A 19,958-nucleotide genomic window follows, 5' to 3' on the forward strand; every position below is an offset into this window, starting at 1 on the left:
GAAGTAGTCGTATCGGCTACTGATCTATTGCCGCCTCCGGGTCGCAACCCGGATGAATAGCGAGACCTTCCCAAAGGGTATGATTCCTTTGCAGCCGTTCGGTATCGCGGCACGCTAAGATAAGGCCGGACCTTCGTGCAGGTGGCTGCTGCATAAAGGTCCGGGTTTTCATTTCTGCCCCGCGAGGGGCATTGTCTTCTCGTGCGCGAAGGATCGAAGCTGCAAGGCCGAGCCGCCGCGCGGCTCGGTTCACGAGAGCCCGGTACCGCGACAGCAGCACGCGCAAAACGGACAAGGAGCAACCACCTGAGCTCGGACGTCTGAAGTATCGGAAATCGGTTTCTTCAGTTCATTCTTGCGCACCCAAGCACTTGGCCGGGCGGAAAATTCGGCCTCGAAAAACCACGAGATCCCACGATCCGGAATCCCAGTCCTGTGTTAGCGATGGGGAACGTCTGCGGGACTAACCGATTCGTCTCAGCGTGGGAGAACCTTTCAATGCTGATGACCAAGCAGAGACGGCCGGCGATCCGCACCCTGCGCGGTTGGGCGATCAACGTGCTGAACGAAGCCGGCGCCATCCGCGAGTGCGAGGAGCACGGCTGGATGCAGGACCGCGCCGATCCGCATGCCCGAGAGCGGGCCTTCGATATCGCTCGTCGAGACCTGCCGGAAGGCGTATCCCGTGAAGCAGCGGAGGCCGCGGTTCGCGACGTGCTGGACTCGATCGGTGATACCTGCCCAGAATGTCCTCCTGACGAGGAGGACGGGCGCTAAGCCCGACGCCAACCGTGTCCCCGACTCAGCGGCCCAGCCGTTTCTCCACACGCTTGCGCGCGTTACCGACCTTTTTGACGGCCTTTTTCACCGCCGGTGCCGACTTTCCTGTCTTCTTCGCCTCGTACTGCACTTCGTAGTCCTGCCCGCCAGCCACCCGCGCCCGGTCCTGTTTTCGGCCGCGCGCCGTCTTGCTCTTCTTCGCTACCGCCATCGGTGCCTCCTGTTGTGACATCGAAGCAATGCGACAGGGATTCGCAGGTTCCGGAACGATTCGAACTGTGCCAATTTGAATCGGCTGTAGCGTGGAGTTCTTCAGTGGCGTTTCAGCGTAAGAGGTGGGCGGCTATCGGCGTCAAGGCGCTTCTCCCCGGCTTCATCGAACCGGCCCTGGCCACATCGAGCAATAAGGTGCCGTCCCTGCATTACGCAAGACCATCTGAAGGATTGTCCTTGAATGAGCCGGACGTCGACCCTGCCCAAGCACTTACAGCCAATGCTCGCTACGCTCACCGACGCGCCATTCGACGACGCCGACTGGGTTTTCGAGGATAAGTACGATGGCTTCCGGATGATCGCGGAAATCCGCCGGGGCAAGGTTTCGCTCTATAGCCGAAACGGCAAGATCATCAGCCGCAGCTATATCGAGGTCGCCAAAGCGCTGGAGGCCGTAAAGGGCGACGCCGTGATCGACGGCGAGCTCGTCGCGATCGGAAAGGACGGTGTCTCCCATTTCCAGCTGCTTCAGAACGCGCTGCGCCATGAAGCGAAGCTCCTGTATTGCGCCTTCGATCTCATGTTTCAGAACAGAGTCGACTTGCGCAAACAGCCTCTTCTCGAGCGCAAGGAGCGGCTGAAAGCGATCCTGCCGCGTCACCGGCTGATCGCCTTCAGCCGTCACCGCAAAGCGAACGGCACGAAATTCTTCATCGAGGCCGAGCGAAAGGGTCTGGAAGGCGTCATGGCGAAGCGCGCCGACAGCGCGTATGCGTCCGGAAGCCGGACGGCAGATTGGCTGAAGATCAAGACAGCAAAGCGGCAGGAAGTGGTGATCGCTGGCTTCACGGCGCCGAGGCGCACAAGGCCGTTCTTCGGCGCCCTGGTCCTCGCCGTGCGGGAAGGCGACGCATGGCGCTATATCGGGCATGTCGGCACTGGCTTCAGCCACAAGGTCCTGGAAGACCTCCACGCCAAGCTCGTGAAGCTGACGACCCCTAAATCACCCTTCCCTGCCAAAGTGAAGGACGAGGCCGCCACGACCTGGGTCAGGCCCTCGTTGGTTGCCGAGGTCAAATTTGCGGAGTGGACGAGTAAGGGCGAACTGCGCCAGCCCGTCTACCTTGGGCTCAGGTCCGACAAGCAGGCGAAGGAGGTCGTGCGCGAGCGAGAACGTCCGCGCAAATAGCGCTTCCCTTCGGCGAAACCCGGCAAACGGAACAATTAACGCATTCGCCTCCTCCGGTGTGAATTTCCTCCGCGGTGGCGCTCAGTCGCGTTCGAGGTCGTGGATCTCCGGTCGCAAGCCCGCACGCGTGAGTTCGAGCGTCGCAAGCGTGATCGGCAGCTTGAAACGCCGGGGTCCCGCGCTGCCGGGATTCAGATAGAGAACGCCACCGACCCTGTCGATCTTCGGCACGTGGGAATGCCCGGAGATGATGACATCGATGCCGCCGCCGGGGTCGGCCTTCAGCGTGTTCAAGTCATGCAGAACGTAGATCGACTTTCCCGCCAGACGTACGAGTTTCGTGTCGGGGTAGTCGCGAGCCCACTCGCCACTGTCCACATTTCCACGAATGGCCGTGACGGGCGCGATCCGGCGAAGCGCGTCGACGATCTCGGGGCGGCCGATGTCGCCGGCATGGATGATATGATCGACGCCCGTCAGGCCTCGTTCCGCCTCGGGCCTCAACAGACCGTGCGTGTCCGAAATGATTCCAATCCGGAAGCTCATTTCCCGGCGCTCTCAACTGCGATTGCCAAAAGACGATCGAGGAACTCTACCTGAGCGGACAGCATCTTGGTCCGCGCGAGCTCGATATCAAACCATTCCGCGCGGTCGACTTCAGGAAAGCTCTGCCGTCGACCGCTTCGAGGCGGCCATTCGATATCGAAGGTATTGCTGGTCAGCGCCACCGGGTCAAAGTGGCCCTCGCTGGCGAATGCGATGACGCGCTTCCCTCCTCGCTGTCGGACTTCCCAGCGCCTGGAGTGGACCAATCGAAGCGCTTGGGCCGAGTTCTTCGGCAAATTCGCGTCGAGCGACGTTCTCCGGAGCATCATTGGCATCGATTTCGCCCTTTGGAATGGACCAGGCGCCATCATCCTTCTTACGCCAGAACGGACCGCCGGGATGAACGAGCAGGACCTCGAGCCCACGAGCGCCCTTGCCGTATGCGAGAATGCCCGCGCTCAAGGTCGATCTCCTGGAAGTCTTTTTCACCGCAGCCATATCGCTCCTACTTTGCAGAGCAATCGAGAGCCGGCGAGCCGTCGTCCCGCCATACCGGACCGCGCTCGCCGAGCGCCTGCTTAGCCTCGTCCACGGTCCTATGCACCGTTACTTCGGCCTCGCGGTCGGCCGCCTTCCTAGCGCGCGCACCGACCCGCCGGGCCGCCATTAGACGGCCGACGAGATGATCTCGCGTGACCTCGTCGCGATGGGATTTGCCATTTGCCAGAGCCTGCCGCGGACGACGAAGTAGTGGCCGTCCGGCGTCACCGATGCTTCACGACACCTAAGCCGACTTCCGCTGCGGCTTGGCCGCCGGCTTCTTCGACGCGGCCTCTTTCGCCGGCTTCTTGCCTGCGATCGGCATCAACATTTCCTTCTGCCCGGCCGCCGCCTTGCGCGGCTTTTTTCCTGATTTCTTGGGTGCCTCTGTCGCCGCGGCCCCCTCTCTTCCGATGCTCTTGCGCAGCGCGTCCATCAGGTCCACCACGTTCTCACCTTGAGGACGCGCTTTCGCGGTGATTGGTTTGCCGGCGCGCTTCTGGTTGATCAGATCAATGAGCGCAGTCTCGTACTGGTCTTCGAACTTGTCCGGCTCGAAATGGCCCGCTTTCTGATTGACGATGTGCTTGGCGAGATCAAGCATGTCCTTGGTGACTTTTACATCCTGGATATCGTCGAAATATTCATCCGCGGGACGGACTTCGTAAGGGTAGCGCAGCAGCGTTCCCATCAGCCCCTTGTCCAGCGGCTCGAGCGCGATGATGTGCTCGCGATTGGTCAGCACCACACGGCCGATTGCGACCTTGTTCATCTCGCGGATGGTTTCCCGAATGACGGCGAAGGCATCGTGCCCGACTTTGCCGTCCGGACGCAGGTAGTAGGGGCGGATGAGATATCGCGGATCGATCTCGCTGCGGTCGACGAACTCGTCGATCTCGATGGTTCGCGTCGATTCCAGCGCGACGTTCTCGAGTTCCTCCTTGGTCACCTCGATGAACGTATCGGTTTCAACCTTGTAGCCCTTGACGATGTCCTCGTTGTCGACCTCCTCGCCGGTGTCGGCGTCGACCTTGGCGTACTTGATCCGATGGCCGGTCTTTCGGTTCAGCTGGTTGAACGAGACTTTTTCGGATTCCGACGTGGCCGGATAGAGCGCGACCGGACAGGTGACGAGGGAAAGACGCAGGAAGCGCGGGGGGCCATGCCGATGGAACTCCGATACTGATACCGGATTCAAGACGAACGACCCGGCTTGGTTCCGACATCGCGCCCCCGTCCCGCAGGAGGATTTTTCTCAGCGGCCGTCTGGGTGGGACTCGACATTTGTTCCTGTTATGTTCTAATTTGGGCATGACCGACCGACCCGCGAGCTGGCGCATGCCGACCCCGAAACAGATGGAAAAATTGGCAGCTGAAGCTGATCGTAGACGAGCGCCGTCCGCTGCGGGTCCGGATGACCCCCTCCCGGCCGAATATTGGGAATCGGTCCTCAAAGACCCTCGCGCCGGCACGACCGTGGCCCAGGCCCGACAGCGACGCCTTTCGGAAATCAAGGGCCACGTGCTGCGCGTCTCCTGCCGCCGCTGCGAGCGGACCCTGGAAATCCAGACCGCCGATGCTGTCCGTTTGTATGGCGGCAACGCCGTCTGGAAGGACGTGGCGCAGCGGTTGCTCGACAACACCTGCCAGCAGCGCACCGGCAGGCATGAAGAAGACGGGTGCTGGCCAGCGTTCGAGACGCCGTAACCGCTCCGGATTGCCGATCCGATCTCTTAGCGCCTGGATGCCCGGATGGCCCCGAAGTATCACCCCACGCCCCTGTCGGGCGGCGATCGCAAGGCTCTCGCAAAGGAGCTCGGCAAGGCACGCGCGATGGCCAACATGCTGGCGACCCAATCGGCGGAGATGCGGGCCAAGGGCGAGGCGATGATCCAGCAAGCCGACAGGCTGCTTTGCGAAAGCTGGAACGAGCGGATGTGGAGCGACGGCGAACCGATCGATCCGTCGCCGACCATCGATCAGGCCGTGAACGGAGGCTTTCCCTGGCTAGAGATCAGGCGCGCGCGCTGCAAGACGCCAAGCGACGTGGACCTCGCGGCGATGAAGCACCCGCCGACTACTTTCGTGCACGATCTCGCCAGCCGCCTGCGCTGCCGCAAATGCGCCAAGGCGGGCCGGCGTCCATCCGCGACTCTGCTACAGTTGACGTGGCAGCCGCACCACCCTCGAACCGAATCCTAACCGATGTGCAATCTTTATTCGATCACGACCAACCAAGCCGCGATCAGCGCGCTGTTCCGCGTCGTGAACCGATACGTCGGCAATCTGGCGCCGATGCTGGGGGTTTTTCCCGACTACCAGGCACCGATCGTGCGCAATGGAGCCGAGGGCCGCGAGCTCGCCACGGCGCGCTGGGGCATGCCATCGTCATCGAAAGCGCTGATGGACGCCACGAAGAAACGAGCGGAAAAGCTGCAGGTCAAGGGCAAGGCAGTGGATTTCAAGGAATTGCTGCGGATGGAGCCGGACGGCGGCACGACCAACATCCGCAATGTGAAGAGCAAGCACTGGACCCGATGGCTGGGGATCGAAAATCGCTGCGTGGTGCCGTTCAACTCTTTCAGCGAGTTCAACAAGGCCGAGGGCGGTGATATCTGGTTCGCGCTCGATGAGACCCGTCCCCTCGCCTGCTTCGCCGGCATCTGGACTAACTGGACGTCTGTCCGAAAGGTCAAGGAAGGTGAGACGACCAACGACCTCTACGCGTTCCTCACGACGGAGCCGAACGCCGAGGTCGGCGCCATCCATCCCAAGGCGATGCCCGTGATCTTGACGACGCCAAAAGAAGTCGAGACCTGGATGACGGCCCCTCTGGACGAGGCCCTGAAGCTACAGCGGCCGCTCGCCGACGGAACGCTTCGGATCGTCGCCCACGGCGTTAAGGAAGACACGGCCGGGCTCGCAACGTGACCATCGAAAACGACGAGGCGGCTTCCCCGAACCGCCAACGCAAGATCATCCATATCGACATGGACGCCTTCTACGCATCCGTCGAGCGGCGGGACAATCCGGATCTTCGCGGTAAGCCATTGAGAATGACTCTGGGTTGGTCGTCTCGTCTTGGCCACTGCAACGATCTGTACCCCCAGCGATCCTGTGGCAGCATACCGTGCGCGCAGCAGCGCGCCGCACGTTGAAGGGCCTCGCCTTTGATGAGCGAATGCCAGCCGATGCGCAAAGCTGGACCGAAGTACCGTTCGGTCAGGACAAGCCCGATTCGCTCGAATGGCCTTGGGACGCAACGGTCACCATTTCAATACCAGAGGCCGGGCTCGTTTACGGCGGACGCATGGACAGGATCGACGTCGGAGCGGCGGGGATCGCGCGCGCATCAGCGCATCAAGCTGCAGGCTGATCGGACGGGAAGTCGCGCCCTGCTCGACCAGGCAGAGGCCCTCCGGGCGGAAGCAGTCACGGACGGCGTCCATTTTCCGATCGCGCCGGATCTGTTTGGCGGCGTTTACATGGACCTGAAGGTAGTGGACACCGTGGGGATCGGTGCGGGCGACGCCAGTTTCGTCAATAAGCAGGTGCTCGATGCCGCGCATTCCGAGACCTACGGCATTGCACCGGTGCTGAACACGCAGAACACCTACGAAATGGTCTACAGCTTCCGGATTGATCAGGGCGCGGGCTTGTTCGGCACGGCAGTCGAGGACCCCTTCAAGTGCTACGATTCAGCGCTTCTGAAGCCCGGCGTGACGGCGATCATGCTGGCGTACGATGCGGCGCCCGAGACGCTGCAGTACACCCGTATCCTCGTCAATGGACAGCGTCCGCTGACTGCCTGGCTTCTCGACAATGCCGAACAGACGTGGGTGAACTTCCGGGCCAAGCACGAAGAGGATGAAGCCGAGCGCCTGATCCCCGTTCAGATGAATTATTCTTTCACCGTCCAGGTGTCAGGCGGGGTGGACGTCCGTTACACGCTCACATCGCCGATCTGGAGCCCCGCGCAGATCGGTGGCGGCGCCGGTGCGGTCCAGAGCAGCCAGATGTCCATCTACTTGAACGGCGAAGATGCCAATCTGGCTGGCAACCAGGGCCGACCAGTAATGTCTTGCCCCGGACGCTCGGCCGCCCGTTCGACCGACCTTGGACGCAAGACTCTAACGCCAGCGCGCCTGTTGATCTCTGAAGCGCTGCGCCGAGGTCCGGTTGTCGTCCGCCTCTTCCGCCTCCTCGATCTCCAGCCAAAGCATCAGCAGCGCAAACCCATCTTGTTGAGGATAGACCTGCTCAAACAGCTCTGCCCGCTGCCCCTGCTTCAGGTCCACCCAGTGCTCCGGAATGATGGATGACAACTCGCTGGCGACCCGCTGCCGCAGATCTTTCGCATGAAAGCTGGAAGCCCGCGGGACAGGCTTGCCATAGTGCACGCAAATCCACGGGAACGTCGGCCCCTTGTGGATGCGCCGGACGACGCCGTCCTTGATGACGACGATGGCCAGTTGCTCTGGATGATAACGGGCGTAGGCGCGGGCGGCCGCTTCCTTGCTGACCTCAAAGTGCTTCGCGACCAGCGGGACGTGCGCGAGTGTCGGATCGCCCTTGGGGATGAACTTTTTCAAGGCTGGTGGCGGGATCAGAATGAGGCCGGAGAATTCGTTCGCTTCGGCTTCCATGCGCGCGTAGCGGTCGCCCTGCTCCGTTGACCATTTGGCCATATCGGCCCGCGAGCAAAGAAATTTACCAGCCTCGACTGGCCGATGAGACACGATCAGGAAGTGTCCCAACTCATGCCCGATGGTGAACCTGCGGCGGCCGGAAGGCGCCGCGCGGTTGATGAGAATGAAGCCGGTCGAGCGAGCATCATCAGTGACGAGGCCTCCTTCGAAGCCTTCGGTCTCAAGCGGCGCGATCCGCTCGATGTCCAGTTGGAGGGCCAACTCTTCGATCGGCACCGGTATTGGCAGGTCCTTTTCGACGGACAGAATCTTGGTGACGAGGCCCATCGGCGAGCCCGTGTCGGCCAAGTCGATCCGCGAGATCTTCATGGCTACCCCTTGGGCTTCCTGTTCTTTAGGTGATCCATCATGGCCTGAATGGCTTGGCGGTCGGCAGAACTCAATTCGTTCAATTCCCGATACATGGCCACGACCTGCGGGTCGGCATCCTCGCCCGCCGGATTCTCGCCGATCAGTTCGGCGACGCTGACGCCGAAGCACTTTGCCAGCTTGGTCAGAAGCTCGATTGACGGATTGCTGCTCTTGCCGGTCTCCAAGTCCCATATGTGCGCCTTGGATGCCCCCACCTCATCCGCAACGTCCTGAAGCGACTTCTTTTTTTTCAGCCGCAGTTCTTTGATTTTTGAAGCCAGCGCCATCGAAACCTCTCGTGAATCGTAACGGCGCGGCTTGGGGGCCGCGCCGCTCATCTGACGATTTTGTACCACAGCCATTGACGAGCCGCAAACCGTATAGATATACTTGTACAGAATCGTCGACATGAGTCGCGATTGGAAAGGAGCGACTGATGTCGAAATCAACTAAAGGCGGCGGTCCCTACCGCAGTGCAACCACCGGCCAGTACGTGACGCCGAAGTATGGACGCAGCCACCCGAGCACCACGGTTCACGAGGCACCGGGCAGGCACGGGTCGAGGGGGCCGCACTATCGCAGCGCCATCTCGGGCCGGTACGTCACGACCAAGCACGGCCAGTCCCATCCGAACACGACGGTGAAAGACAAGTAGCCATGAACTTCATTCACAACGACCTGGGCTACTTGAACGGCGGAGAAGTGGTCGAGGTCAGCCTCGACCATGCCGCCAACGTGCGGCTGATGGATGCCGGCAATTTCCAGAGTTACCGGCAAGGCCGGCAGCATCGCTACTATGGCGGCCAGGCGCGGCAGACACCGGTAAGGCTGCAGGTGCCGCAGTCGGGTCACTGGCATGTGGCGATCGACCTGGGTGGCGGGGCCGGCTCGATCCGGTCCTCTGTCAGGGTGCTCTCGTAGGAAGGACCATCGATGAATGCACTCGAATTGCGGGGTCTCGTCAATTCTCGGGGATGGCGGATGATGTCCGAGCAGGATTATCTGAACGCCATTCTGATGCGCGAACAGGTCGGCACGGGCCTGGCATCGCCCGCCCTGTTCGTGCCTGGCGTGATCAGGCCGGTCATCGAACAATGGGCCGGCCGATACCTTTTGGACGTCACGCCGAGCGGCTCCTACGCAAAGGGCACGGCCAACAAGAGCGGCACCGACCTCGATCTGTTCATCTCACTGTCGCCGGACACGGCAGAGACACTCTCGGAGGTCCACAAGACCTGGCCGCGACCCTGAAGGCCGCAGGTTATCAGCCGCGCCCGCAGAACGTCTCGATCGGCATCAAGGTCAACGGCGACGCGGTGGACCTGGTCCCGGGTAAGCGGCAGAACTGGCTGTTCAATGACCACAGCCTGTACAAAAGGCGCGGTGATACCTGGACCAAGACCGACACCTCGCAGCACATCGCGAAGGTGAGCGGCTCGGGACGCCAGGCCGAGATCCGGCTTATCAAGCCCTGGCGAACCCAGAAGAGTCTGGAGTTTCCGTCATTCTATCTCGAACTGGCAGTCATCAAGGCGCTTGAAACCGCCTGGTTGTCACCGCTGGCCGACAACATGCGCACGGTCTTCACCTATCTTCGCGGTAACATCATGACCGCGCGCTTCGTCGACCCGTCGAACATCAACAACATCATCTCCGACGATCTCACGGTGGCCGAAAAGCAGGCCATTAAGGCGGCCGCGGCGGCTGCTCTCATTGCGCCCTATTGGAGAGACATCGTCCTATGAGCGGGTGGTCGCTCGAGAAGCTCCTCGCCGGCCTGCATGGGGAGATTTCACTTCGGCTCGAGCGAAGCCGCGCCGCCATCGGCCATCCGGTCGCCAAGGGCGACGCGACGGAGGGCATCTGGATCGAACTGCTCAAGAACTACTTGCCGGAGCGATATCGCGTTGATCGGGCCTTCGTGATCGACAGCACGGATACCACTAGCCAGCAGATCGACATCGTCATTTATGACCGCCAGTACACTCCGCTCATTTTCAAGCAAGACGGCACCCTGGTGATCCCCGCCGAAAGCGTCTACGCTGTCTTTGAAGCCAAGCAGTCAATCGATGCGGATCAGGTCGAATACGCCGCGCGCAAAATCGCGAGCGTGCGGGCTCTTCATCGAACCAGCCTGCCAATTCCCTCCGCCGGTGGTATGCAGCCAGCCAAGCCGCCTGGACACATCATCGGCGGTTTGCTCACGTTTGAGAGCGAGTGGAAGCCGGCACTGGGCGAACCGCCGCTGAAGGCGCTGACGGCGGCTGACGGGATGGCACCGCTGGACCTGGGATGCGTGGCCGCACACGGGATCTTTATGAAGCAGGAGAAAGGCCACACGATCGAAGCCGATAAGCGCGCCGCAACGGCATTCCTGTTGGAGCTGATCGCGAGACTGCAGACGATCGCGACGGTGCCCATGATCGATGTTCGAGCCTATGCAAAGTTCCTAAAGGACTGAGAGAACCTGCACCTCAAGCCGGCTCTCGCTTGCGTAGGACCGCTACCAGGCGCCGTGCGGTTTTGACCAACCTAGGCAAGTTCTCCATGAAATGTCCGGCGCTCTCTCTTTAACCTAGCTAGGCAGAGATCACTCCGCGGCTTCAGCGGGCGGGCTCTTCAGCTCAGCAAATTTCGCCGCCATCGTTGGATTGCCCCTAGTCAGCTTCTTGATCGTGACGTCCTGCGCCTTGTCGTTCGCAAGGCGGAGGTTCCGGTCGGCTCCGATCAACGCATCCTTGGTCTTCTGCAGATGGTCGATAGACTTGTCGATCTCTGCGATCGCGGTCTGGAAGTGCCGGGAGGCAAGATCGTAATTCTTCGAGAATGAGGTCTTGAACGTCTCAAGCTGGCTTTCAAACTGGGTGATGTCGATATTCTGCGCCTTCACAAGCGCGAGCTCGGTCTTGCACTTGAGCGAGTTGATGGCCGCATTCCGCAGAAGCGTAATCATCGGGAGAAAGAACTGCGGCCGGATGACCTACATTTTCGGGTAGCGGTGGAAGACGTCAACGATGCCGGTATTGTAAGTTCGTTATCCGGTTCGAGCAATGAGACCAGGATAGCGTACTCGCACCCCTTCTCAGTGCGATCGCGGTCGAGCTCCTTGAGGAACTCTTCGTTCTTGCTTTGGTAGCCAGGTATCGGCCGCGACAACAAGCGTTCAGCCAAGGCCGACATCGCCTTGATCATTTCCACTGCCCTACCCAAAGGTGTGGAGACCTTCGACCTGATCGATGGCGTCTACGTCGCACACCCGCGCTGCGCGATTCCGGTTGCCCTAACTCTTCGTCAAGGTCTTTTGGAGGTCGCCAGCTCACGCACGACGGACAGCAGTCAAAGGCTGAACAGGTCTATCATTATCTTACCGGATCAAGGTTCAAACAGCGGATTGAAGCCATTGTTGAGCGCTTCAAAGACATGCGAGACGACATCGATAAAGAGCGCAAGTTCATGCTGAAAGCCTGGGCCAAACGCGAAGCTCAAGTCAGTGCGATGGTTGAATCTACCGTTGGCATGGTAGGCGACCTGCACGGCATTATGGGGCAAGCAATGCCCGAGATTTCGGCGATAGAGGAGCCGCCGCTGCTCGAAGGCAAAGCCGCTTAGGTCGATGCCGCAGCCGGGTCTCAAGCTCCATGCCGCGCTACATTTGGATTGTGCGGCCCGCGAAACGAACTTGCTTACTTGAGCGCGGCCGTCAGCAATTCAATAGAGCGCCGGTATTTGTCGTCACCGGCTCGTTTCTCAGGCGGCAGCTTCGCCAGCCGGGCAGGATCGAGATTGTCTTGGTTGTCGGCCCTCTTCACCGCCATTGCCATGCGGTCACCTGACCTTACAATCTCTTTGATGCAATCAAGGTACGGAATGCCTTTAGGTTTTGAGAGGCGCTGCACCGAATCCACAACCCTGTGAGGATAACCCAAGCGAAGCAGATCCTCCGCGGTGTATCTGGTGTCCTCGATCACGTCATGAAGCAACGCCACGAGCTTGCATTCGATAGAGGCATCTGGCCCTAGTCGATTCATCACGGATACGGGATGCTTCCAGTATTCAACACCTCCCTTGTCCACCTGACCGGCATGGGCCGATTTGATGAAAGCAATGGTTTGCTCAATTGAGGGAGTTGTCATGATAACGATTGTACGCGGCCAGCTTCTTCTGACAAGCGGGCACTTCGTTCAATATCTCAAGGCTACTCGCTTGGACGCCAATGCCTTTAGGCCAGCGATCTTCATTCGTTGCAACGGTGGCGAGTTATGTCGCCAACTTTTATATTCGCAGTGAACCATAGTCGAGGCTCTACCGGCACAACCCGAGGGTTGGGCACCTAGGATCCAAAGCAGATTTTTATTAGCGTTATTTGACAACAATTGCGAACGCTTCATTGTGGTCGCGACCGTTCGCTGCCCTACCACGAGATTTTCCGTGACTGTTATTACACGTCGCAAGCTAATTGCGGGAGCCGGTTCGTGTTCGCTCTCCTCCTTCGTTCCTTGCAGACGCCGGGTCGACCCGGACGGCAACGAGAGAGCTTTTGTCATCGCTAATGATGACGAGCTGCGACATGGCTGCATATTTGCAAGGATGGGAAGCAATCTCCTCCAGACGATGCGCTTAGCGCGTCCGCCATCGATTTTTGGACGTTTAGAGTAAGCGAGATTGAGACCAACACGCTTGCAGCATCCGTAGGACGCGTCATCGTCTGGGATGACCTTTTCTCATCTAGAACCCTCGCTAAAAGCGTGAAATCCATTCTAGAGGCTTTTCCGGAATGGTATGGCTTTGATCCTCTCGTCGGCAGGTGCTCATTCCACCTCGACGATTTCAGCGAAATTGGCCCTGCAGTCCGATCTGTGCTTCCAACAACAACAGGGTCCAGCCGTTCTCATCGAGTGTACGCATACGACGAAGACCGCCTGATTGACGCATGCGCGCGGGCACGGGCAGCTCTATGATGGCGCTGCGTGAAGGTCAGGCGGCCTGCTGATCGGCGGGCTTGTCGGCTTGGCGCAGAAGCTTCCATTCCCAGGGCAGCAGTTCGTGCAGACGCGAAGCTGGAAGATCGGCGATACGGGCGAGGACGTCGGCGAGCCAGGCTTTGGGATCGACGTCGTTGAGGCGGCAGGTCGTGATCATCGTCAGCATGATGGCGGCGCGGTCGGCGCCGCGCAGGCTGCCGGCGAAGGTCCAATTGCGCCTTCCCAAGGCGATGCCGCGCAACGCTCTTTCGGCGGCGTTGTTGCTGAGGCAGATCCTGCCATCGTCGAGGAAGCGGGCAAAGTCGGCCCAGCGCCTGAGCATGTAATTCATGGGCTTCAGGACCTCGGAGGAGCGCGAGAGGGTTTCTCGCTCGCGCAGCAGCCAGGCGTGCATGTCCTCGAGCAGCGGCTTGCTTCTCTCCTGGCGCACGGCTCGCCGCTCGTCGGCGCCGCGGCCGTTGATGGCGCGCTCGATCTCGAACAACGCATCGAGGCGTCTGACCGCCTCCAGCGCGATCGGGGAGACCGGTTTGCCCTTGCTGCCTTCCCTGGCGTTCTTCTCGATATCGGCCAGCTCGAAGAAGCCCCGCCGCGCATGGGCGAAGCAGAACGCCGGCGTGATCGGCATCGCTTTCTTTTGCGGGTCGAACAACGGCTCGAAGCCGCCATAGCAATCGGCTTGCAGGATGCCGGCGAAGGCGGCCAGATGCTTCTGAGGATGTTCGCCCCGTCGGTCACTTGAGGCGTAATAGACCGCCGCCGCCGGCGCAGGCCCACCGTAGGGCCGGTCATCCCGCACATAGGTCCAGATCCGGCCGGTCGTGCACTTGCCCTTCGCCAGGATGCGGATGGTGGTGTCGTCGCCATGAAGGCGCTCGGCCGCGAGCACATGACGCTCGATCAGCTGGAACAGCGGCATGACGGCGAAGGTCCCGTGGCCGACCTGGTCGGCCAGCGTCGACAACGGCAGGTCGATCCCCTCGCACTTGAAGCGCGCACTCTGGCGGTTGAGCGGGATATGCATGCCGAACTTGTCGAACAGGATCGTCGCCAGCAATTGCGGGCCGATGAAGCCGCGCGGCGTGGCATGGAACGGCGCCGGTGGCTGGCTGATCTTCTCGCAATCGCGGCAAGTGAACTTCTCGCGCACTGTCTCGATCAGTTTGAACCGGCGCGGGATCTCCTCCAACGTCTCGGTCACATCGTCGCCCAGCTTCGCCAGGCGCGTCCCACCGCAGCAGGCGCAGGTCGTTGGCGCCTCAATGACGACGCGCTCGCGTTCGATGTCGTCCGGCCAGGGCTTGCGTAATGGTCGCTTGCGCGTGAAGGCGCGCACGCTCTGGGTTTTCGCCGCGGCAGCCCGCGCGGCAAGCTCGTCCTCGCTCGCCGTGGTGACGAGTTCTTCGAGTTCCAATTCCAATTGCTCGATCAGCCGCGCCGTGCGCTCGGAGCGCTGCCCGTACAGTTCGCGCTTGAGCTTCTCGATCCGCAGCTCAAGGTGCGCGATCAGCGCCTCGTTGGCCGACAGCTCCGCCCGCGCACTGGCAGCGTCCGCGACGGCCACATCGCATTTTGCCTGCAAAGCCTCGCGCTCGGCCAGCAGCGCCATGTAGGCACTCGCGAGGTCCGAAGGAAGAGCGCCCGGCTTCGATGTCATGAAGCCATTGAATCAGATCAAGCAGCAAATTCAAACCCAAAACGGTTATCCGACCCGCGTCGGACGCTGGGTTTCTTGCGGGTTGCGCCAATCGATTCCGGACAACAGGTAGCTCATCTGCGCCGGCGAGATCGTCACTGCTTCGCCCGCAACCGATGGCCAGATGAACCTTCCTCTCTCGAGTCTTTTGGTGAACAGGCATGCTCCCTGGCCATCGTGCCAGATCACCTTCACAAGATCGCTTCGGCGACCGCGGAAGACGAACAGATGACCGCTGAGCGGGTCCTTGCGCAGCACCTCCTGCACTTGGAGTGCCAACGATGGAAAGCCTCGGCGCATGTCCGTGTAGCCTGTCGCGAGCCACACTCGCGCGCCCGTCGGAACCGAGATCATCGGCGCACCAGAGCATCAAGAACTCGACGCAGGGCGTCTCCATCAACGTCACCATCGACCCGGATGCGGTGCCCGCTACCAAGGTCGATCTCGATGATGCCATGGCTCTTCCGCCGACGCGCCGGCACCGTCGTCAATGGCGCTTCGGCCACCTCCCGCGGCGGCACAGACGGCCCAATCTCGACCGGCACGAACGGCGCTATACTCGCCTCACCGTGCTTGCAAAGCTCTTTGCGCCACCTGAACAGCTGGCTCACATGAAGGCCGGCCATGCGAGCCACCTCGGAAACACTGGCTCCGGGCTCGAGCGATGCTGCAACAAGCCGTTCCTTCTCATCCTGCGACCACCGGCGCCGCCGCTCGACCGATGTGATCACCTCCGCCCTCGAAATCGTCATAGCGCTTCTCCTAGGATTACCCCTAGGACCTGCAGCCCTCGCGTCCCTCAAACAAGACGGCCTTTGCCGGCTTTCAATTACCCACAAATTCTCCGCCGACCATGGCGCCCAGCGCGATGTCGGTGAGGCGTGACAGCCCGCGCCACATAACGGTATTGCCGGGCGGCGGATCGCTGGCGCGGGCGAGATAACCGCCGAGCCGGGCGATCTTGATCAGATAGTGCGAGAGCGTTTTCTGTTTTGCTTTTGGTTTGTCGTTGACGAGGCGATCGAGCACGCCGATTTCAATCGCGGTCAACGCGAGGGCTGGCGGCGCGTCTGGGGCGGAACGGTTGAGCATCGTCATCCAGAAGACCCGCCAACTCAGGATGCAAAAGAGCGAGATCAGGTTGGTCAGACGCTGGGCGGTCCTGAGCTTCGACTCCTCAGCTTTGCAGCCCGATTTGAGGATCTTGTGGAACACCTCGATCTTCCATCTCAAACTATACCATTCCAGTTTCTCAATGGCGTCGGTGCGGGAACTAGCAGGCAGGTCGGTGATCAGCTTCCAATCGATCTTCTTTCTGTTTTTCGGCGTCCCGCGCTCTTCGGCATGGATCACCGTCAGGGTCAGCGCGGGATAGCGCTTCTGCTTTCCGATCGGCGGCAGGACGCGAATCTTGCGATATCTGATCTCGAGGACGGCCTCATCAGGATCGCCGTTGCTGTCTCTGACCTCGATGCGATGGAGCCCTTTGACGGCGACCTCGTCCATTTCGTCGGCGATCGTGTGGTCCCCGTCTCCAGCCAAGCGGTCGACGCAGGTCCTGATTAGGAAATGAGTTCCGATCTCCTGTGCTGCGCAGAAAAGCTCGTAGATGTCACTCTCGCGATCACCGATATGGATGCATCGTCCCGGATGATCCAACAGTTGCGTGGACTGCTTGAGATTTTCCAACCACCGGACGCTTTCCTTTTTCTCGATGGGAATTCGGGTCGGATTGATCTTCTTTTTAAGCGCTGCCGTCCCCTTGAATTTCTTCCGAGTCCAGAACTTAACGGCCGCCAACCCCAGCGGCACCCCCTCGATTGTAACCGCAAGGCTCGAATGCATCAGGATGCCGCAAACCGTGTGCGATCTGAGGCGACCCGCCTTATCCCGTCCACTGTTTATGCTCTTGGTGATGCCGATCGCTTCTGACTTTTCGCGTTGATAACTGAACTCGGTCGTGTCGTGCAGCACAAGAACGAGACCTTCAGTGGCGGCGGCACGATCACGTGTCGATTGGAAATGGCCGGCCAGAATGTCCGCTTCGCTGACCCGGTCATTAGAGAAGAAGCGGTAGGCTGCCTTGGTATTCGCCCAATCCTGGCAGACGAGCGGAATGCTTTGTCCCATGGCGCTTCCAATCTGCGTGAGCAGTTTGCGGAATCTGTCGCCGAGCCGCGCGTCCCTAAACTCGCATCCACTACTCTCTCGATCAATCCAACATTCACCTTCCAAGGACGGCAAACAGCCTTTGGCCGATCGATCCCTTAATGTCAGCCCCATAGAGCACCCCCTCGCGAATCAGGTGCTCAGCAAGGAATCACAAGTGATTCTTTCGATTCAAGATTTCGCCGATCAGCGGATCAGCCCGAGTGGTCAAAATTATGGGTAATTGAAAGCTTTGCCGGAGGGATACCATCGAGTGGCGTTAATCGACGTTGAATCGTGTGGGCTCAGTCGAGTCGACTGGCCCGACGTTCTGCCACATCTCCATAATTCCTACGATGCTATCCTCGGATTTGCGCATTTCGCGGGGCGCGGCCCCAGCCACCCGCACGAGCTGTGCGATCTCGAATTCGATAATTCGAGGATCGCGAACACCTTGGCCTGCTGCGATCTTGCGTTCTGGACCAGTGACTCTCTGCTTGGATTTGACGATGTGCCAGATTACGAGGCCAGAACTCCTGTTCTGACTGCCTTAGTCCATGACTTCCTTCATGCCCTCTCAGCAAATAGCCCTGTTCGGAACTTAGCCGGGATATCCGAAGCGAGGCTGCGACCGGAACGTCCGCATAGAAAGTTCTCTGCGAGCCTAGAATATGATGAGGAAGGCGTTCTGCTTATCGACCGACGAATTGTGCTGTGACCGGTCAGATCGCTCAAAAAAGACCCGCGAAATGATTCCAGAGATCAAGATCCCCGCCGAATGGGAGCCGCACGCCTTCTGCTATATGGCTTGGGCTGTGCATCGAGAGTGGGGAGCTGACGTAGACAACGTGAAGCGAGAGCTTCGCGAAGTCATCAGCACGGTCGCCGAATATGAGCCGGTTCGGCTTTTAGTGCCGCCAGACCTTATCAACGAAGCCCAATGTCTGAACTTTGGTCAGAATGTCGAAATCCTCCCGGCTCCCGTTGACGATATTTGGATGCGAGACATTTTGCCAACGTTTGCGCTGCGAGACGGCGCACCCATTGCAATCGACTGGAACTTCAACGGTTGGGGCTCCACCTCTCTGCGTCCGCCTCGTTCCGGAGACCGTCTTGCCGGAGCCATCGCATCTATCACCGGATTGCCAACAGTTTGCGTGCCATTCGTCGCGGAGGGTGGCGCGTTTGTCACGGATGGATACGGTACGATTGTCACGACGAAGAGCTGCTTGCTCAATCCAAATCGAAATTCTGCGATTGCCGGTGAGACAGACGCATGTATGGCGCGAATTGAACATGGGCTCTGGTCAGTAGGAGGTCGCAACGTCGTATGGCTTGAGGGCGACAGGAACGAACCAATCCCAAGTGGGCACGCAGACGGTTATGTGCTTTTTGCCCCATCTCGCACCGTTCTGGTCGAGGGAATTGACACTGGCCTTCGATCTAACAACCGCCGGGCCGCCGATATCCATATCCTAACAACAATGACAGACACGAGAATGTCCCTGTTCAGAGTTGCTGAGGTTTTGCCGCCTCGCCAAAGGTTCTGGCGATTTTCGGGCTCACTGTTCGCGCCATGTTACCTAAATGCGCACGTTGCCAATGGCGCAGTGATCACCGCGATTTTTGGAGACCCAGAGCGGGATGAAGCGGCGAGGAACGCTTTGCAGTCCGCTTTCCCCGAAGAGAGATTCGTATGCTAAGGATTGATCACATTGCAAATGGCGGCGGCGGCGTGCGCTGCCTAACGCAGCCAATGCCGGAATCAAGGGAAAACGAAATATGATCGGGTTTGATTGCACCTCGTTCGAGTCCCTCCGACCACTTCCACAGGAGTTCTTCAAATCCGATGTTGAAACTGTCGCAAGAGCGCTGATAGGCGCTTTCCTCTTTAACGTCGATGAGCAGGGCACTGCGGTTGGAGGCCGGATCGTTGAAACAGAGGCATATTGCCAAGCCGACCCTGCTGCGCACTGTTTCGACGACAAACGTCCTCTCGGGAAACGACTTCCGCGCAGATTCTTCGATTCGATGTACCTGCCCGGAGGGCACGTATACGTTTACAAGGACGGTCCAAAGTATTGCTATTTGAATCTTACGTGCGGAGCACTGGACTACGGAAGTGCCGTTCTGATCCGAGCAGTTGAACCATGCAACGATAGCGTTGATGCGATGAAGGATCGGCGGCTAAAGTTCGTCAAGAGCCTTTCCGATGCGGAGCTAGAGCAAAAACTTTGCTCTGGTCCGATTAGGCTTTCTCAAGCGCTCGGTATCGAGCCTGGCATGGATGGAGCCCCCATTTCAAGAACCTCGCTCCGGCTATTTAGTAGCACCGAGCCCCCGGGAATTGTTTGCGGCCCCAGAGTGAACGTTACGCGGGGAGCGAATATAATTCGACGATACGCGATCCGCGGTTCAGCGTTTGTCAGCGAACGTGGAAACGAGCGATATCCTCTTTCCAACGGGCAATATGAAGGTTCAGCGGGATAAAGGCTCTGCAGCGGTGAGCCGGTATCGCGAGCGCCCGCTTGTACCAGCCCGGATCACTGCGTATGACGGACGGCAAGGGAGCCGACAGTTGAGAGCGCCTGCGCAGTTGGTAGATGTGAGGTGTCGAGGATTCGAGCCGGGGGAGCGCCATTTACGTTGCCCCTGACGGCTTTCCCCTGAATTCATTGGCTCCGTGGCTTAACACTGCGCGGGGACCCTCCTCCCCTTGCGGGCGAATGCGGCTCTACAATCAATTGATCATGCAGGCGAAACCGGGGCGGGCTGCCGCCGCGATTTTCCGCCCACTGACGCCC

23 protein-coding genes and 4 pseudogenes are annotated in these 19,958 nt (G+C 59.8%); 14 read left to right on the top strand and 13 right to left on the bottom strand.

What is annotated here, in order from left to right:
- Nucleotides 1–498 precede the first annotated feature (498 nt).
- Nucleotides 499–777, top strand: coding sequence for a hypothetical protein (locus tag BLV07_RS04905; RefSeq protein WP_091880626.1), 279 nt, complete (start codon nt 499–501; stop codon nt 775–777).
- Between the two features lie 25 nt (nt 778–802).
- On the opposite strand, the gene BLV07_RS04910 is transcribed toward BLV07_RS04905, so the two are convergent.
- The gene (locus BLV07_RS04910) at nt 803–991 is read right to left on the bottom strand and encodes a DUF3606 domain-containing protein (RefSeq protein WP_091881179.1); all 189 of its coding nucleotides are present in this window, start codon (nt 989–991) and stop codon (nt 803–805) included.
- Between the two features lie 243 nt (nt 992–1,234).
- Here BLV07_RS04910 and ligD point away from each other — a divergent pair, with 243 nt between their 5' ends.
- Nucleotides 1,235–2,182, top strand: coding sequence for a non-homologous end-joining DNA ligase (gene ligD / locus BLV07_RS04915; RefSeq protein ID WP_091880629.1), 948 nt, complete (start codon nt 1,235–1,237; stop codon nt 2,180–2,182).
- 81 nt (nt 2,183–2,263) lie between these two features.
- On the opposite strand, the gene BLV07_RS04920 is transcribed toward ligD, so the two are convergent.
- From BLV07_RS04920 to ku, 3 genes and pseudogenes are all read right to left on the bottom strand, one after another.
- Nucleotides 2,264–2,728, bottom strand: a complete 465-nt coding sequence (locus BLV07_RS04920; RefSeq protein ID WP_091880633.1) for a metallophosphoesterase family protein — start codon at nt 2,726–2,728, stop codon at nt 2,264–2,266.
- A pseudogene (locus tag BLV07_RS04925) lies at nt 2,725–3,226 on the bottom strand (NUDIX hydrolase). The gene BLV07_RS04920 and the pseudogene BLV07_RS04925 overlap by 4 nt, the downstream one beginning before the upstream one ends.
- 286 nt (nt 3,227–3,512) lie before the next feature.
- Nucleotides 3,513–4,466, bottom strand: coding sequence for a non-homologous end joining protein Ku (gene ku / locus BLV07_RS04935; RefSeq protein ID WP_091880637.1), 954 nt, complete (start codon nt 4,464–4,466; stop codon nt 3,513–3,515).
- 113 nt (nt 4,467–4,579) lie between these two features.
- Here ku and BLV07_RS04940 point away from each other — a divergent pair, with 113 nt between their 5' ends.
- From BLV07_RS04940 to BLV07_RS48610, 4 genes and pseudogenes are all read left to right on the top strand, one after another.
- Nucleotides 4,580–4,975 carry a hypothetical protein gene (locus BLV07_RS04940; protein WP_176945347.1) on the top strand — a complete coding sequence of 132 codons (396 nt, stop codon included), beginning with the start codon at nt 4,580–4,582 and terminating at the stop codon, nt 4,973–4,975.
- 45 nt (nt 4,976–5,020) lie between these two features.
- The gene (locus BLV07_RS04945) at nt 5,021–5,470 is read left to right on the top strand and encodes a hypothetical protein (RefSeq protein WP_091880640.1); all 450 of its coding nucleotides are present in this window, start codon (nt 5,021–5,023) and stop codon (nt 5,468–5,470) included.
- Nucleotides 5,471–5,473: 3 nt separating this feature from the next.
- The gene (locus BLV07_RS04950) at nt 5,474–6,199 is read left to right on the top strand and encodes an SOS response-associated peptidase (RefSeq protein WP_091880643.1); all 726 of its coding nucleotides are present in this window, start codon (nt 5,474–5,476) and stop codon (nt 6,197–6,199) included.
- Nucleotides 6,196–6,321 (top strand): annotated as a pseudogene (locus BLV07_RS48610) (Y-family DNA polymerase); the annotation flags it as partial. The gene BLV07_RS04950 and the pseudogene BLV07_RS48610, both read left to right, overlap by 4 nt.
- A 1,077-nt stretch (nt 6,322–7,398) precedes the next feature.
- Here the strand turns inward: BLV07_RS48610 and BLV07_RS04965 are convergent.
- The gene (locus tag BLV07_RS04965; RefSeq protein ID WP_091880649.1) at nt 7,399–8,286 is read right to left on the bottom strand and encodes an ImmA/IrrE family metallo-endopeptidase; all 888 of its coding nucleotides are present in this window, start codon (nt 8,284–8,286) and stop codon (nt 7,399–7,401) included.
- A 2-nt stretch (nt 8,287–8,288) separates the two neighbouring features.
- Nucleotides 8,289–8,738: a helix-turn-helix domain-containing protein gene (locus BLV07_RS04970; protein ID WP_244550966.1), complete on the bottom strand. Its 450-nt coding sequence runs from the start codon at nt 8,736–8,738 to the stop codon at nt 8,289–8,291.
- Between the two features lie 26 nt (nt 8,739–8,764).
- Between BLV07_RS04970 and BLV07_RS04975 the strand changes: the two genes are divergently transcribed.
- The 5 genes from BLV07_RS04975 (at nt 8,765) to BLV07_RS04990 (ending at nt 10,789) form a co-directional block, all read left to right on the top strand.
- Nucleotides 8,765–8,983 (top strand): hypothetical protein, encoded by a 219-nt coding sequence (locus tag BLV07_RS04975; RefSeq protein ID WP_091880652.1) that lies wholly within the window; start codon nt 8,765–8,767, stop codon nt 8,981–8,983.
- 2 nt (nt 8,984–8,985) lie between these two features.
- Nucleotides 8,986–9,249: a DUF1883 domain-containing protein gene (locus tag BLV07_RS04980; RefSeq protein ID WP_091880655.1), complete on the top strand. Its 264-nt coding sequence runs from the start codon at nt 8,986–8,988 to the stop codon at nt 9,247–9,249.
- A gap of 12 nt (nt 9,250–9,261) precedes the next feature.
- Nucleotides 9,262–9,579 carry a nucleotidyltransferase domain-containing protein gene (locus BLV07_RS48300; protein ID WP_210187785.1) on the top strand — a complete coding sequence of 106 codons (318 nt, stop codon included), beginning with the start codon at nt 9,262–9,264 and terminating at the stop codon, nt 9,577–9,579.
- A 65-nt stretch (nt 9,580–9,644) separates the two neighbouring features.
- Nucleotides 9,645–10,073: a hypothetical protein gene (locus tag BLV07_RS48305; protein ID WP_210187786.1), complete on the top strand. Its 429-nt coding sequence runs from the start codon at nt 9,645–9,647 to the stop codon at nt 10,071–10,073.
- Nucleotides 10,070–10,789, top strand: a complete 720-nt coding sequence (locus BLV07_RS04990; RefSeq protein ID WP_091880658.1) for a DUF6602 domain-containing protein — start codon at nt 10,070–10,072, stop codon at nt 10,787–10,789. Before BLV07_RS48305 ends, BLV07_RS04990 begins: the two co-directional genes overlap by 4 nt.
- Before the next feature lie 129 nt (nt 10,790–10,918).
- On the opposite strand, the pseudogene BLV07_RS49695 reads toward BLV07_RS04990, so the two are convergent.
- A pseudogene (locus tag BLV07_RS49695) lies at nt 10,919–11,460 on the bottom strand (DUF2130 domain-containing protein); the annotation flags it as partial.
- A 52-nt stretch (nt 11,461–11,512) separates the two neighbouring features.
- Here BLV07_RS49695 and BLV07_RS05000 point away from each other — a divergent pair.
- A pseudogene (locus BLV07_RS05000) lies at nt 11,513–11,937 on the top strand (DUF2130 domain-containing protein).
- Nucleotides 11,938–12,011: 74 nt separating this feature from the next.
- Here the strand turns inward: BLV07_RS05000 and BLV07_RS05005 are convergent.
- The 5 genes from BLV07_RS05005 to BLV07_RS05025 form a co-directional block, all read right to left on the bottom strand.
- On the bottom strand, nt 12,012–12,461 hold the full coding sequence (locus tag BLV07_RS05005; protein ID WP_091880661.1) for a hypothetical protein: 450 nt from the start codon (nt 12,459–12,461) through the stop codon (nt 12,012–12,014).
- 841 nt (nt 12,462–13,302) lie between these two features.
- Nucleotides 13,303–14,967 carry an IS66 family transposase gene (gene tnpC / locus BLV07_RS05010; RefSeq protein ID WP_091880664.1) on the bottom strand — a complete coding sequence of 555 codons (1,665 nt, stop codon included), beginning with the start codon at nt 14,965–14,967 and terminating at the stop codon, nt 13,303–13,305.
- Between the two features lie 45 nt (nt 14,968–15,012).
- On the bottom strand, nt 15,013–15,360 hold the full coding sequence (gene tnpB / locus BLV07_RS05015) for an IS66 family insertion sequence element accessory protein TnpB (RefSeq protein ID WP_091880667.1): 348 nt from the start codon (nt 15,358–15,360) through the stop codon (nt 15,013–15,015).
- Nucleotides 15,357–15,758, bottom strand: a complete 402-nt coding sequence (gene tnpA, locus BLV07_RS05020; protein WP_091880670.1) for an IS66-like element accessory protein TnpA — start codon at nt 15,756–15,758, stop codon at nt 15,357–15,359. The genes tnpB and tnpA overlap by 4 nt, the downstream gene beginning before the upstream one ends.
- Before the next feature lie 73 nt (nt 15,759–15,831).
- Complete coding sequence (locus tag BLV07_RS05025; RefSeq protein ID WP_091880673.1) at nt 15,832–17,289, bottom strand: IS4 family transposase; 1,458 nt, start codon at nt 17,287–17,289, stop codon at nt 15,832–15,834.
- Between the two features lie 536 nt (nt 17,290–17,825).
- Between BLV07_RS05025 and BLV07_RS05030 the strand changes: the two genes are divergently transcribed.
- Entirely contained in the window at nt 17,826–18,857 is a 1,032-nt protein-coding gene (locus tag BLV07_RS05030; RefSeq protein WP_091880677.1) for an agmatine deiminase family protein, read from the top strand.
- 7 nt (nt 18,858–18,864) lie between these two features.
- On the opposite strand, the gene BLV07_RS48615 is transcribed toward BLV07_RS05030, so the two are convergent.
- The gene (locus BLV07_RS48615; protein ID WP_244550967.1) at nt 18,865–19,110 is read right to left on the bottom strand and encodes a hypothetical protein; all 246 of its coding nucleotides are present in this window, start codon (nt 19,108–19,110) and stop codon (nt 18,865–18,867) included.
- Between BLV07_RS48615 and BLV07_RS50260 the strand changes: the two genes are divergently transcribed.
- Complete coding sequence (locus BLV07_RS50260; RefSeq protein WP_502689888.1) at nt 19,030–19,644, top strand: DNA-3-methyladenine glycosylase; 615 nt, start codon at nt 19,030–19,032, stop codon at nt 19,642–19,644. The two genes, BLV07_RS48615 and BLV07_RS50260, sit on opposite strands and share 81 nt — an antisense overlap.
- Nucleotides 19,645–19,958: the final 314 nt, after the last annotated feature.

The sequence above is a fragment of the Bradyrhizobium sp. Rc2d genome, from assembly GCF_900099855.1.
In the GTDB taxonomy this organism is placed as follows: Bacteria; Pseudomonadota; Alphaproteobacteria; order Rhizobiales; family Xanthobacteraceae; genus Bradyrhizobium.

What these genes read in the sequence shown, in the direction of transcription:
- BLV07_RS04905 (WP_091880626.1), top strand. Translation starts at nt 499, where the DNA reads ATGCTGATGACCAAGCAGAGACGGCCGGCGATCCGCACCCTGCGCGGT.
- BLV07_RS04910 (WP_091881179.1), bottom strand. Translation starts at nt 991, where the DNA reads ATGGCGGTAGCGAAGAAGAGCAAGACGGCGCGCGGCCGAAAACAGGAC.
- ligD (WP_091880629.1), top strand. Translation starts at nt 1,235, where the DNA reads ATGAGCCGGACGTCGACCCTGCCCAAGCACTTACAGCCAATGCTCGCT.
- BLV07_RS04920 (WP_091880633.1), bottom strand. Translation starts at nt 2,728, where the DNA reads ATGAGCTTCCGGATTGGAATCATTTCGGACACGCACGGTCTGTTGAGG.
- BLV07_RS04940 (WP_176945347.1), top strand. Translation starts at nt 4,580, where the DNA reads ATGACCGACCGACCCGCGAGCTGGCGCATGCCGACCCCGAAACAGATG.
- BLV07_RS04945 (WP_091880640.1), top strand. Translation starts at nt 5,021, where the DNA reads ATGGCCCCGAAGTATCACCCCACGCCCCTGTCGGGCGGCGATCGCAAG.
- BLV07_RS04950 (WP_091880643.1), top strand. Translation starts at nt 5,474, where the DNA reads ATGTGCAATCTTTATTCGATCACGACCAACCAAGCCGCGATCAGCGCG.
- BLV07_RS04965 (WP_091880649.1), bottom strand. Translation starts at nt 8,286, where the DNA reads ATGAAGATCTCGCGGATCGACTTGGCCGACACGGGCTCGCCGATGGGC.
- BLV07_RS04970 (WP_244550966.1), bottom strand. Translation starts at nt 8,738, where the DNA reads ATGTCGACGATTCTGTACAAGTATATCTATACGGTTTGCGGCTCGTCA.
- BLV07_RS04975 (WP_091880652.1), top strand. Translation starts at nt 8,765, where the DNA reads ATGTCGAAATCAACTAAAGGCGGCGGTCCCTACCGCAGTGCAACCACC.
- BLV07_RS04980 (WP_091880655.1), top strand. Translation starts at nt 8,986, where the DNA reads ATGAACTTCATTCACAACGACCTGGGCTACTTGAACGGCGGAGAAGTG.
- BLV07_RS48300 (WP_210187785.1), top strand. Translation starts at nt 9,262, where the DNA reads ATGAATGCACTCGAATTGCGGGGTCTCGTCAATTCTCGGGGATGGCGG.
- BLV07_RS04990 (WP_091880658.1), top strand. Translation starts at nt 10,070, where the DNA reads ATGAGCGGGTGGTCGCTCGAGAAGCTCCTCGCCGGCCTGCATGGGGAG.
- BLV07_RS05005 (WP_091880661.1), bottom strand. Translation starts at nt 12,461, where the DNA reads ATGACAACTCCCTCAATTGAGCAAACCATTGCTTTCATCAAATCGGCC.
- tnpC (WP_091880664.1), bottom strand. Translation starts at nt 14,967, where the DNA reads ATGACATCGAAGCCGGGCGCTCTTCCTTCGGACCTCGCGAGTGCCTAC.
- tnpB (WP_091880667.1), bottom strand. Translation starts at nt 15,360, where the DNA reads ATGATCTCGGTTCCGACGGGCGCGCGAGTGTGGCTCGCGACAGGCTAC.
- tnpA (WP_091880670.1), bottom strand. Translation starts at nt 15,758, where the DNA reads ATGACGATTTCGAGGGCGGAGGTGATCACATCGGTCGAGCGGCGGCGC.
- BLV07_RS05025 (WP_091880673.1), bottom strand. Translation starts at nt 17,289, where the DNA reads ATGGGGCTGACATTAAGGGATCGATCGGCCAAAGGCTGTTTGCCGTCC.
- BLV07_RS05030 (WP_091880677.1), top strand. Translation starts at nt 17,826, where the DNA reads ATGATGAGGAAGGCGTTCTGCTTATCGACCGACGAATTGTGCTGTGAC.